This window comes from Rhizobium sp. 01T417, assembly GCF_056398905.1.
Window position 1 is genome coordinate 20,375 of sequence record NZ_JBFTQH010000050.1, and the last position, 11,402, is coordinate 31,776.

Genomic DNA, 11,402 nt, shown 5'->3' on the forward strand with positions numbered 1-11,402 from the left:
ACTCCGGGGCACTGTCGGCAGATTTTCCATAGTCCGGCGTCAGGTTCCTCCGACGTCGAAGTGACTGATCGGGCGGGAATATAAGACGTGACGGATCCGGACAATCCAGAAAAACGGCCGCGCAAGCAACGCCACCTGCTTTTGAAGATCGACTCGTGGATCGATTCGACCATCTGGAATGCCGGTTTTCGCTCGGCCGAAATCTGGGAAGACATCACCATCTTCTTCCGCCGCTTCCGCGTTCGCGGCTGGAAGCGCATTGTCTTCGAACTGGCCGGCGAAGGCCTGACATGGGGTTCCGTCGGCGCCGTCCTGATGCTCGCCCTCGCCCAGCCTGCCTTTGAAGCTACCAAGGAAGATTGGCGCAATCGCGGCGACTACGCCGTCACCTTCCTGGATCGCTATGGCAACGTCATCGGCCATCGCGGCGTCATCCACCAGAACTCCGTGCCTATCGACGAACTGCCCGACGCGCTGATCAAATCAGTGCTTGCGACCGAGGACCGGCGCTTCTTCGATCACTTCGGCATCGACGTCATCGGTCTCTTCCGCGCGCTTGTTACCAACGCCCAGGCCGGCGAAGTTGTACAGGGCGGCTCGACATTGACGCAGCAGCTCGCCAAGAACCTGTTCCTTTCCAACGAACGCTCGATCGACCGAAAAATTACGGAAGCCTTCCTGGCGCTGTGGCTCGAAGCCAACCTCTCCAAGAAGGAAATCCTCTCCACCTATCTCGACCGCGCCTACATGGGCGGTGGCACCTTCGGCGCTGCCGCAGCGGCGCAGTTCTACTTCGGCAAGAGCATCACCGACGTCAATCTGGCTGAATCCGCAATGCTCGCCGGCCTGTTCAAGGCGCCGGCGAAATATGCGCCGCACGTCAACCTGCCGGCGGCGCGCGGTCGCGCCAACGAGGTGCTGACCAACCTTGTGCAAAGCGGCCTGATGACCGAGGGCCAGGTGATCGCCGCCCGGCGTAATCCGGCGACGGTCGTCGACCGCAACCAGGTGGAATCACCCGATTTCTTCCTCGACTGGGCTTTTGACGAGGTCATGCGCCTGTCGCCGCGCTTCCCCCAGCATTCGCTCGTCGTCAGGACCACGATCGACATGGGGCTGCAGAGCGCGGCCGACGATTCAGTGGAAACGTCGCTGCGCGAATATGGCGAGCGCTATCACGCCAAACAGGGCGCGATGGTGGTGATCGAAAACGGCGGCGCGGTGCGGGCCATGGTCGGCGGCCGGGATTACGGCGAAAGCCAGTTCAACCGTGCCACCAAGGCGCTGCGGCAGCCGGGTTCATCCTTCAAGGTCTACACCTATTCGGTGGCGATGGAGAGCGGCATGACGCCCGATACCATCGTCGTCGACGCGCCGATCTACTGGGGCAACTGGGCCCCTCGCAACTACGCCAATAAGTACGCCGGCCGCGTCACCATTGCGACTGCCATCGCCCAGTCGATCAACACCATTCCAGTGCGCCTTGCCAAGGAAAAGCTCGGCATCCAGCCGATCCGGGCCATGGCGAAGAACCTCGGCGTCGAGTCGCCCGTGCGCGACGACGTGACGATCCCGATCGGCACCTCCGAGGTGACGGTGCTCGACCAGGCGACCGCCTATGCCGTCTTCCCGGCAGGTGGCTACCAGTCGCGCCGTCACGGCATCACGCAGGTCCTCGATTACGGCGGCGACGTCCTCTACGACTTCGACCGTGACGAGCCGCCCGCCAAGCGCGTGCTCTCCGAGAAGGCCGACACCTACATGAACCAGATGCTGTCCCGCGTCCCCTATGTCGGAACGGCGCGAAAGGCAGCGCTCGACAACGGCATTCTGACAGCCGGCAAGACGGGCACGACGCAGGCGTACCGCGACGCCTGGTTCATCGGCTACACCGGCAACTACACGTGCGCCGTCTGGTTTGGCAACGACGACTATACCTCGACCAACGAGATGACCGGCGGCTCGCTGCCGGCCATGACCTTCAAGCGTGCCATGGACTATGCGCACCAGGGCATCACGCTTCGACAGATCCCCGGCACGCAGCCGCTGCCGCCCGACAAGACGGCAAAAACGGTCGCCGCCGCCAAGCCGGCGGAGGGCAGCCCGCCGCCCCTCGTCCGCCCCCGGATGCTCACGGTCGAGTCCACGCACATTCTCAAGGACCTTGGCCAGGCGCTGAAGGCGGCGCCCCCGCTTGCCGCGCAAAAGGTGGCGAGCGCCGACTAAGGGCATCAGCAGCAACTGCTTCGTAGAGCGAGGGAGGCCGATCATGTCACGCATCGTCATCATCGGAGGGAGTGGCCACGTCGGAAGCTATCTGGTGCCAGCGCTTGTCGAGCGAGGCCATCAGGTCGTCAATGTGAGCCGTGGCACAGCAAAACCGTATCGCCCCCACTACGCATGGGGTGAGATCGAGAACGTCGCGCTCGATCGCGCGGCCGAGGAGAAAGCCGGCCGGTTCGGCGCCAAGATCGCAGATCTAAGGCCTGATATCGTCGTCGATATGATATCGTTCGACCTATCCAGTACACGGCACGTGGTGGAGGCCCTCCGAGGAAAGGTTGGCCATTACCTGTTCTGTGGCTCGATCTGGGTCTATGGCCGCCTTTTTGCGATCCCCTCGACCGAGACCGATCCGCCCAATCCGATAGACGCCTACGGGAGGGGCAAGGCCGAGTGCGAAGCCTGGCTGACGCGGGAGGCGCACGTCACCGGCTTTCCCGCGACCTGTTTCCGTCCTGGCCATATCGTCGGCGAAGGCTGGAATCCGATCAACCCGATCGGAAACGCGGATCCGGAAGTCTTTTCGCTGATTGCCCGTGGCGATGAACTCGTCTTGCCGAACCTCGGACTTGAAATGGTCCATCACGTCCATGCTGATGACGTGGCTCGCTGGATCATGTGTGCGATCGAGAACCGGTCGGCTTCAATCGGCGAAGTCTTCAACACGGTATCGGAACAAGCGGTGACCCTGCGGGGCTACGCGGAAACGGCATATCGCTGGTTCGGAAAGGAGCCGCGCATCGCTTACAAGCCCTTTGAAGAATGGCTTGCCGATCTCGGCGAGTATGCCGAAAGCAGTCGTGGGCACGTGATCCGAAGCTCGTGCCACTCAATTGAAAAGAGCCGAAACCGCCTGGGCTACAAACCGCGGTACACGAGCTTGGAGGCAGTGCACGAATCTGTGCGGGCGCTGATAGCTTCCGGAAAAGTCGTCGCGGCGGGCGCCGATCTTTGAAAATCGCTTGATGCCAAAAGTCTGGACGCTGATCCAGCTATCGAAAATCGACAATCAGTCGGCCTTTCGAATGGTCCAGCGTTGATCCGTTTTGGCCGGGATATGCCGCCGATACCGCCCTGCACCATTCCGCCTAGCTAGAATCAGTGGTAACCCTTGCAACTGATTTGTTTCTCAAGGGCGCATAGTGTTTCGGTTTCCTCTCTTCATAGCGATGACTCTGATTATCGCCTTTGGTGGCGGGATCATGATTTCGCTCTACGCGCTGGATGCGACGGCCGGCTTCGGCGCGATCAAGCTCGGCGCCTGGGAAGCCTTCCCCGAGCTACAAACCGAAAGCGCCGACCCCTATGCGAAATCGCACCGGGCGCGTGCCGGACGCCTGCTTTACGGAAACGCCGAAGGCCTGATGTTTACCGCCAAGGTCGATGACGCCGGCGACCGGCTGAATGCCGGCTGCAGCTACCGTATCACGGGGCAGACGCCGCCCGCCCGCATCTGGACGCTGTTTACCGCAGACAACAGCGGCAATCCTGCCTCGCTGCGACCGGGGCTTCCCGGCGCGCTGAATTCCTGGACGGTGCTGCGGCAGCCCGACAGCAGCTTCACGATCGACATTTCCGCGCACGCCCGACCGGGAAACTGGCTAGCGCTGCCGGCGGCGGGTACCTTCCAACTCGTCCTGACCCTCTTCGATACCCCGACAGCCGGCAGCTCCGGCGTTATCGACCTTGCGATGCCGAAGCTTCAGAAAACCGGATGCGGCAATGCTTAGGATCCTGTTTGCCATCCTCGCGGGACTTTTCGGGGCGGCACTCTTGCACCTCGTCATCATTCTTTCGCTGCCGCACTTTACCGGCAAGGACGCCGCCACCCGCGTCGCCTCCGAGGGCGATCTCGACAAGTTCTACCTGCTTGGGTCGACGGACGATGCCGCGGGACTTTCCAACGATGACCCTTTTGTCCGCACTGCTGTCTGCTCGTTCGACATTGAGGAAAATCCAATCCGCCTGACGGCCAAGGGCAATGTGCCGTTCTGGTCTGTCGCGCTCTATGACGAGGCTTCGAACGAGGTCTTCAGCATGAACGACAGAACGTCTGTGGGGGGAGCGCTCGACATTCTGGTCGGAACGCCGATCCAGTTGACAGAGCTTCGCAAGGCTTTGCCGCCTGACCTGCAGAAAACCATTCTCGTGGAAAGTACGCGTTCGGAAGGCTATGTGGTGTTGAGGACATTGGCGCCCCAGGCGAGCTTCGACGCAGCCGCGCGGAACTTCCTCGCGGAGGCCGGCTGCGACGAATATGCCGGCCCCTCGGATTGAAGCAATAAGTCTATTTCTTTGCCCGCGAAATGCGAGGCGCCGGGGAACGCTTCGAGCTTTCCGTCAGGCGCTCGTAACGCACGCCCGTGAAAAGGAGGATCTGTGCCTCGACTGGTTTCCTGCCCTTGCGGCGTTGCGTCTGAGACAGACGGTCCGCCAATGCGACGACTATTGCCATTCTCGTCTCCATGCACGGCCCGAGACGGATGAACTGCGGAATCTCACCCTGCCCGCCTATGCGAGCCAGCGCGCCCTGTAGAACCCGAAACCGGGCTCCGAGGCATTCGCGCCTTTCTCACGGCACCTGTTTGAAATACCGTGATGTGAAACCGGACGACCGAAGCACTCGATCGCCGTTCATACCCGAATTGAGACATATGACAGTTAACAGATCGTTAATTTCATGCCTGGACGTTAGCTATTTGCACGACATCTTATAAACGCGCTGAGTCCCCATTTGGTTTCAAACTTCTCATAAGAAGTTTCAATCGACAATGTCGCAACGATATTAGCATTAATTCATATACTTAACGGAGGTTGTGTCGGCGATGGCGGCCCCATCACAGCTCCGTGGTTTCTCGTCACAAAAATATCAATTGCGATCCTCACCAATACCGGTAAAGTTGTGTCATCGGCCACGGGTCCGTGGCCAGGCGGCGGGGCGCCGTCTTCCGCTTATTGCGGACAGGGAGGGGTTAAAATGTCTTTGTTTATCGGTTCGACATTCTCTCCCGAGGACCTTGACGTGCTGCGCGATGCCCTCGATGCGTGGTGTGCGGAAAAGCGGATCGACATCAAGAGCGCCGAAGCCCAGATGGCAGCGTCCGCTGCGCTTGACCTCTATCAGTCCGGGAACAATAGCGCCGAGAGGCTTTTGGCGGCGCTGCGCGGACACAAAGGGCTTTAGTCACTCCGTCCCGCGGTCGTCATACGGTGAAGCCTTTCGGTACAAATTGAATAAAGTCTTTAGCAAGCGTTAACCCTGCCCATGTAGGATTTGTTCATAACCTATGTGGGGTAAGGGGCGTCCCTTCGCGTCCAGTCCTGCGACATCCCTTTTTGCGTTTCCAGGGTGTGTTCTTGTGCGTGACCGGTTCCGAGACCTAGAGGCCCCATCCGCCAGCCGGAAGAAGGACGTGGTTCTCATGGCGACCGTCAGCAGCTTCGAGGGATTGCAGCCGCCAACCCGCTCCGAACTGCGCCAATTCGCCGAACTCTTCACGCCGCTGTTCCAGGCCTCCTCTCTCGAGGCAAAGCGTCAGGCCGTGGCAGCCCTTTCCCAATGCCCGCAGATTCCACCCGCCGTCGCGCTTTTCGTCGGCTGCCAGTCGATCGACATTGCAGCGCCGTTCCTCACCTCCTCGCCGGCGATCGACGACGAGACCTTGATCACCATTGCGCGCACCCAGGGCAGCGCACACATGAAGGCGATCGTCAGCCGGGATGCGCTTTCCCCGCGGGTCATCGACGCGCTGGTCGGCCTGCGTCAGGCGGAACAGCGGCTGGCAGCTCCGGCTGAGGTCGAAACCGGCATCGTACCATCCGAACCGCCGGTTCCGGCTTCCCTCGAGGAAGCCGAGGCTGCAGCGCGCCGCGCGAGTGAAGAGGAGATACGCAATAGAATCAGGGAGTTGGCACGTCATGTCAGCCGCCCGGAAGGCGATCGCCTCGGGCTGCGTAACCTGTCGCCGATCCAGGCCGCACTCCTCGTCCGCTTTGCCCGCAATCGCGAAGTGGCGCTCTTTGCAAAGGCGCTTGCCAGCGGGCTTTCGGCAAGCCGCTGGCTTGCAGAGCGCATTATGCTCGATATCTCCGGTCAGCAACTGGCGACCACGCTCATCAGTCTCGGCCTGGACTTCCGCGACGCCGTCTTTGTGCTCGAAAAGCTCTACCCGCACCTCGCGGAACCGCAGCATGGCGTCACGCGCGCATGGATGGTGCTGGACAGTCTCGATCTGGAAGAGTGCAACGCCCGCGTCGACGCCTGGCGCCGCGCCGACAGCTATACCTACCTGCCCGAAAAAACAGAAACGGCGCAAGCCACCCATGAGGAACCGCCCGCCCAGGACAGGCGCATCATCCGTACACGCTGACTTTGACTAGAGAGGGTTCTCGCGCCCGTCGCCAAGCGGAACGATATCCCCGAGCTCATCGGCTTCAAGCTCGACGATCCAGAGGTCCGGGTCGAACTTCCGCTCACGCTCGAGCATTTCCCTGACCCGATCAGGCTCTTCGCGCGTCAGCCGTTGCTCGAATAGGCGCTCCCCGCTCGTCTCGTCGTCGAAGAGGCTTTGCGGCGCTGGGCCGTAGAGCGTCTCAAGACCATCGCGGAAGTGCTGGCGAATGAAGATGGCGCCCGCCTCGTCGGCACCCTTTGCCTCGACAGCGGCAAAGTCACCTTTGGCAAAAACCCGGCGCAGGAGGGCGGAGACGAAAATATCGGTGCGTAATCTCATCGGCGAGCTATAGCAGACAAACGGCAAGCGGCAATGCTTGGCATTGCCGGGCTTCAGAGCGCGCCGATCTCCTTGAGCTTCTTCAAGACCGCTTCGCTCGGCTCGCCATTCTCGGGAAGGTTGTAGTGCTTCTGGAAGTGGCGAATGGCGGTGCGAGTCTGTTCTCCCGGCACACCGTCAACGCCGACATTGGCGTAGGCCATGTTGCTGAGGCCCTTCTGGATCTTCAGGACGAGATCCACAGTCGACAACTCCGCGGATGGTGCGGCTTTCTTTGCAAGTGTCGGCGCGGTCTTCACACTCTTTTCGGCGCTGCGGATGGCGGCGGCGACAGRATCCTCGGCGGATGCCTTCGAGGTGATGTCTTCGCGCGGCTTTTCCAGCGGGATCGCCGAGGGGCCGACCGAGTCGGTTCTGAGCGCTGCCAGCACATCTGGCGTTGCGTCGCCCGTCTGCGGCATGCCCACGGTTTCTTCGAAGAAGAGGATCGCCGCACTGGTGCGCGGGCCGATGACCCCATCCGGAGTGCCGTTGTAAAGGCCACGCCGGACCAGTTCGGTCTGGATGTCCATGACGATCTGGCTCGGCTGCTGCCCGCCGGGAGCGACTGGCGGCGTCGCATTGGTCTGCGTGACGTCGGCCTCGTCCTGCCGCTGGATCTTGAAGGTGGTGACATTCCCGCTTTGCTCCTCGATGACCGGGCGACCGCCGAGCACGTTCGGAAAGAGCGGATCGCGGGTGCGCAGGAACGGGTGCGGATGCGCCCCTGGCTGATACCAGAGCGCGTTTGCGGCGACGAAGCTGAAGATGACAAGGAAGGCTGCCGTACCGCCGGCAACCGACGGGTTGCGGCCGATCACGCCGCCGAGCACGCTTGCGCCCTGCAGCCCGATACCGCCGACCATGGTTGCCCCTGTGAGAAGGAGGCTCGGCCGTTTCTGTCGGCCTCTCCGTCCCTTAGGCGATTTTCGCTTGCTCGCGGCCATCGAAAAGCCCCTCTTCCAAAACGCCCGCTAGCGCCGGCACAGCCTTCAGTCGCGGCGGAAACTCGACAAGATCGTTGCGGGCAGTACCCACAGCCGGAATGCCAGAGCCATCCGCTGCAATGGACATCGTAATGATCGTACCGGCGCCCGGCGTGCTGGCGATTGCGAAGTCGCCGCCATGCAGCGCCACCAAGCCCTTCACCAACGACAGGCCGAGTCCCGTTCCCTCGAATCGGCGGCTATAGTCGTTCTGGATCTGGACAAAAGGTTGGCCGAGCGTTTCCAGCTTGTCGCCGGGAATGCCGATGCCGGTGTCGCTCACGCAGAGGTTCAGAACGCCGTCGCGCATCGACGCGTCGATCGAGATCGCACCGCCCGCATCGGTGAATTTCACGGCATTGCCAACCAGATTGATCAGGATCTGCTGGATCGCGCGCTGATCGGCCACGACCTCGTCGAGACCGCGCTGCACTCGGCTTGTCAGCGATACACCCTTGGACTTCGCCTGCAGTGCCAGCATGGCCTCGCAGGAACGAACGACGGATGCAATGTCGAAGGGTTCGAGGCAAAGCTCGTAGCGCCCCGCTTCGATCTTGCTCATGTCGAGCATGGTGTTGACGACGGAGAGCAGGTGCGCGCCGGATTCCCTGACAAGGCCGACATATTCCCGCTGGCGGTCGTTTTCGAGCTTGCCGAAATACTCGCCGAGCAGGATGTCGGAGAAGCCGAGGATGGCGTTGAGCGGCGTGCGCAATTCGTGGCTGACCGCGGCAAGGAACCGCGATTTTGCATCGTTTGCCGAGCGGGCGTCGGCGGCGCGGTTCTGCGCCTCCTGCCGTAACTGCTGCTCCACCGAGACATCGCGTAGCTGGGCAATCACGCTGAAGAGCGTGCCGTCGCCGTCCTGCCGCGCGGTCATATCCATACGCAGGTAGGCAAACTGCCTGTTGTCACGCGAAACCGAAGGGCGCTCCAGCCGCAGATCGACCGCGGCAGTCGCCTCACCCTGGCGAAGCTGATCCAGCGCCTGCAGGAAAAGGATGCGGTCAGAGACATGTATCTGATCGACAAAGCCCTTGCCGATCGGATCACGCATCCAGGCGAGATATTCGCGCTTGTCACGACCGCCGACGGCAGTGACGTTGCCCTGCGGATCCAGGAAGAAGGCGAGACCGGCGGTTACTTCCATGAAAAAGTCTTCGGCGACAGGCGCGGCAATCGGCGCTGTTGCCGTACCCTGACGCGACAGGGCAATGCTGCCCACCGCGGAAAACAGGAAGGCCGCGCAGACGGTTGCGACACCGACGGGTAGCGCAATGGCAGGACTGGTCACAGAAGAGAGCCCAACGGGGACCGCGACGAGAGCCGCCGACGAAAGCAGCGCCAAGCGGCGCAGGATCATCAATTCACGCTGGCGCACCGCTGTGCCCCCTCCTGTCCGGGAGAGCCAGCTTTCCACCGCCCGGTCCACGAGGGCTGCCGCCCGCTCTGCGATCTTACTTATTACACGCACGCAATACCCGCCCAAAAAAGGCTTTTTACCAGGGCCGACAATAGGCCTTGGGCGCTTAAGGAAAGGATAAGGGAAAAGCCGCCTCCACACCGCAGAAGAGCGAAATGTCCCGTTTTTGGACATATGGAAGCGGCTTTGTTTTTTACGGTTAACGGGCGGTAAGCGACGGATTTCGCTCACATTTCAGCTTGCTGTTAACCTTTGTGGCAGCTCTGCCGCAAGGTTTGCCTGCAATTACAGGAGGAGGCCGATGACATGCTTAACAGCGGTCGCTACAATTTGACCGAAATGCGGTGCAAATCCCGTTCATTAAAATTCGAACTAAATTTGAGGCAAATGCCGACGAGTTTTGAAAACTGGCATTCGCAACTCTGCTCTAAGGTCAACGCACACCGGAAGACCGGACCGATTCGGCGGTAAGACCGAACGGGAAAACAGGATGGCAACGACGATGTGGTTTCTGATCAAAGGATCATTCTGGTTCGGGCTTGTGCTCGTGTTGCTGTCGTTCTTCAGCGGCGAGAGCTCGACCAGCTCGCAGCCGACATTGCAGTTTTCCGACGCCTTTGTCGCGGCGACAGGCGCCTATGATTACGTGACAGGCATGTGCGGCGAGAAGCCGGAGGTCTGCGTCAAGGGTGCGGAGACCATGGCCGCGCTCGGCTACCGGGCCCGCGAAGGCGCCCGTGTCGCCTATGAGCTGCTGGACAGCCGTTTCGGTGACGACAACGCCGCCAAGCCTGCTGTCGCACCCAATGCGCCGATCGCTCCCGTCGCGGCACTTGCGCCCTCCCATGCCGAGGCTCAGGCCGAGGCACAGGAGCGCACCGCAGCGCTGAACCAGCCGATGCCCTATCGCCCGCCGGTTGACGACGGCGATGAAAGCCTTTCCGACACCGTGACGACGGGCACCATTCCGCTGCCGACGCCGCGTCCGGCCACCTGAGAATTACGCGGGATTTCCCGCAACCAAGCTTGCACCGGCGATCCGCAAGCCGCGGAATATCCCATGCCTGACGTGCCTGCCCTGTTTATTTCCAGCTCTTGCTGCGCCGCGAGGATGCCTATCCTCCGCGGCGTTTCTTTTTAATGGTTCAAATCTGGCCGCGTTTCACCTATATGAAACCTGATAACGAAAGGCCACAATACATGACGTCCCTCGAGCAGATCATTGACGACTTCTCCTTCCTCGACGACTGGGAAGATCGCTATCGCTATGTGATCGAGCTCGGAAAGGCGCTTCCGGACCTTCCCGACGACAAGAAGACATCGGCCAACAAGGTGATGGGCTGCGCCAGCCAGGTCTGGCTCGTAACGCACACCGCGGGGGATCCAGACAATCCCGTCATGACCTTCGAGGGCGACTCCGACGCGCATATCGTGCGCGGGCTCGTGGCCATCGTTCTTGCAACCTATTCCGGCAAGACGGCATCGGATATCGCGGCCCTCGACGCCTTCGACGTATTCTCGAAGATCGGCCTCGTCGAGCATCTCTCCTCGCAGCGCGCCAACGGCCTGCGCTCTATGGTCAACCGCATCCGCGAGGAAGCCCGCGTACGCGCGGTGGCCTAAGCAACCACCCGCCTCATCACGAATAGAGTTCGGGCCTGTAGCCCTGCGCACCCCAATGCTCCACGCGCGATCGGCGCGCGGGCGCCGGCGGATTGTAATGCCGGGAGAGCGCCATCAGGGCCGTGCGCAGCATCAGTTTGGCCGCTTCCCCCTTTCTTCCCCGGCCAAATCGGCATAGGGGGCGATCATATTTGATCGCTCCCCTGCCACACCACCCGGCATGCGGGTCCGCACCGGGCGGTTCGAGGGATTGAGGTTATGCGAGTCTGGGCATTCCGAGTTGGTCGGCCCATCTGATGGTGAGAACGGCGTTGA

At 61.4% G+C, this 11,402-nt stretch carries 12 protein-coding genes; 8 read left to right on the forward strand and 4 right to left on the reverse strand.

Going from position 1 to position 11,402, the window contains the following annotated elements; all coding sequences use genetic code 11:
• Positions 1-87: 87 nt before the first annotated feature.
• From AC1DPR_RS28470 to AC1DPR_RS28485, 4 genes are all read left to right on the forward strand, one after another.
• Positions 88-2,226: a transglycosylase domain-containing protein gene (locus AC1DPR_RS28470; RefSeq protein WP_113471200.1), complete on the forward strand. Its 2,139-nt coding sequence runs from the start codon at positions 88-90 to the stop codon at positions 2,224-2,226.
• A gap of 43 nt (positions 2,227-2,269) precedes the next feature.
• Entirely contained in the window at positions 2,270-3,238 is a 969-nt protein-coding gene (locus AC1DPR_RS28475; protein WP_477817677.1) for an NAD-dependent epimerase/dehydratase family protein, read from the forward strand.
• A 187-nt stretch (positions 3,239-3,425) separates the two neighbouring features.
• Positions 3,426-4,013, forward strand: coding sequence for a DUF1214 domain-containing protein (locus tag AC1DPR_RS28480; protein ID WP_025661024.1), 588 nt, complete (start codon positions 3,426-3,428; stop codon positions 4,011-4,013).
• Positions 4,006-4,560 (forward strand): DUF1254 domain-containing protein, encoded by a 555-nt coding sequence (locus AC1DPR_RS28485; RefSeq protein WP_018860036.1) that lies wholly within the window; start codon positions 4,006-4,008, stop codon positions 4,558-4,560. Before AC1DPR_RS28480 ends, AC1DPR_RS28485 begins: the two co-directional genes overlap by 8 nt.
• A 10-nt stretch (positions 4,561-4,570) precedes the next feature.
• On the opposite strand, the gene AC1DPR_RS28490 is transcribed toward AC1DPR_RS28485, so the two are convergent.
• On the reverse strand, positions 4,571-4,738 hold the full coding sequence (locus tag AC1DPR_RS28490) for a hypothetical protein (RefSeq protein WP_018860035.1): 168 nt from the start codon (positions 4,736-4,738) through the stop codon (positions 4,571-4,573).
• Between the two features lie 522 nt (positions 4,739-5,260).
• On the opposite strand from AC1DPR_RS28490, the gene AC1DPR_RS28495 reads away from it, so the two are divergent.
• Together AC1DPR_RS28495 and AC1DPR_RS28500 are read left to right on the forward strand one after the other, a co-directional pair.
• Positions 5,261-5,467, forward strand: coding sequence for a hypothetical protein (locus tag AC1DPR_RS28495; protein WP_113164334.1), 207 nt, complete (start codon positions 5,261-5,263; stop codon positions 5,465-5,467).
• Positions 5,468-5,642: 175 nt separating this feature from the next.
• Positions 5,643-6,653 carry a DUF2336 domain-containing protein gene (locus AC1DPR_RS28500; protein ID WP_113471202.1) on the forward strand — a complete coding sequence of 337 codons (1,011 nt, stop codon included), beginning with the start codon at positions 5,643-5,645 and terminating at the stop codon, positions 6,651-6,653.
• A 6-nt stretch (positions 6,654-6,659) separates the two neighbouring features.
• Here AC1DPR_RS28500 and AC1DPR_RS28505 read toward each other — a convergent pair whose 3' ends face one another.
• The 3 genes from AC1DPR_RS28505 to AC1DPR_RS28515 are packed head-to-tail and all read right to left on the reverse strand — an operon-like array spanning position 6,660 to position 9,515.
• On the reverse strand, positions 6,660-7,016 hold the full coding sequence (locus AC1DPR_RS28505) for a DUF1491 family protein (protein ID WP_026372176.1): 357 nt from the start codon (positions 7,014-7,016) through the stop codon (positions 6,660-6,662).
• 53 nt (positions 7,017-7,069) lie between these two features.
• Positions 7,070-8,002 carry a peptidoglycan-binding domain-containing protein gene (locus tag AC1DPR_RS28510; protein WP_477817678.1) on the reverse strand — a complete coding sequence of 311 codons (933 nt, stop codon included), beginning with the start codon at positions 8,000-8,002 and terminating at the stop codon, positions 7,070-7,072.
• Complete coding sequence (locus tag AC1DPR_RS28515) at positions 7,974-9,515, reverse strand: sensor histidine kinase (protein WP_477817679.1); 1,542 nt, start codon at positions 9,513-9,515, stop codon at positions 7,974-7,976. The genes AC1DPR_RS28510 and AC1DPR_RS28515 overlap by 29 nt, the downstream gene beginning before the upstream one ends.
• A 451-nt stretch (positions 9,516-9,966) precedes the next feature.
• On the opposite strand from AC1DPR_RS28515, the gene AC1DPR_RS28520 reads away from it, so the two are divergent.
• Together AC1DPR_RS28520 and AC1DPR_RS28525 are read left to right on the forward strand one after the other, a co-directional pair.
• Entirely contained in the window at positions 9,967-10,461 is a 495-nt protein-coding gene (locus AC1DPR_RS28520) for a DUF5330 domain-containing protein (protein ID WP_113471205.1), read from the forward strand.
• 203 nt (positions 10,462-10,664) lie between these two features.
• On the forward strand, positions 10,665-11,087 hold the full coding sequence (locus tag AC1DPR_RS28525) for a SufE family protein (RefSeq protein ID WP_113471206.1): 423 nt from the start codon (positions 10,665-10,667) through the stop codon (positions 11,085-11,087).
• The last annotated feature ends 315 nt before the right edge of the window (positions 11,088-11,402 follow it).

Excerpts from the sequence above, each read along its gene's own strand:
- AC1DPR_RS28485 (WP_018860036.1), top strand. The coding sequence starts at position 4,006 with ATGCTTAGGATCCTGTTTGCCATCCTCGCGGGACTTTTCGGGGCGGCA.
- AC1DPR_RS28495 (WP_113164334.1), top strand. The coding sequence starts at position 5,261 with ATGTCTTTGTTTATCGGTTCGACATTCTCTCCCGAGGACCTTGACGTG.
- AC1DPR_RS28475 (WP_477817677.1), top strand. The coding sequence starts at position 2,270 with ATGTCACGCATCGTCATCATCGGAGGGAGTGGCCACGTCGGAAGCTAT.
- AC1DPR_RS28520 (WP_113471205.1), top strand. The coding sequence starts at position 9,967 with ATGTGGTTTCTGATCAAAGGATCATTCTGGTTCGGGCTTGTGCTCGTG.
- AC1DPR_RS28505 (WP_026372176.1), bottom strand. The coding sequence starts at position 7,016 with ATGAGATTACGCACCGATATTTTCGTCTCCGCCCTCCTGCGCCGGGTT.
- AC1DPR_RS28490 (WP_018860035.1), bottom strand. The coding sequence starts at position 4,738 with ATGGCAATAGTCGTCGCATTGGCGGACCGTCTGTCTCAGACGCAACGC.
- AC1DPR_RS28525 (WP_113471206.1), top strand. The coding sequence starts at position 10,665 with ATGACGTCCCTCGAGCAGATCATTGACGACTTCTCCTTCCTCGACGAC.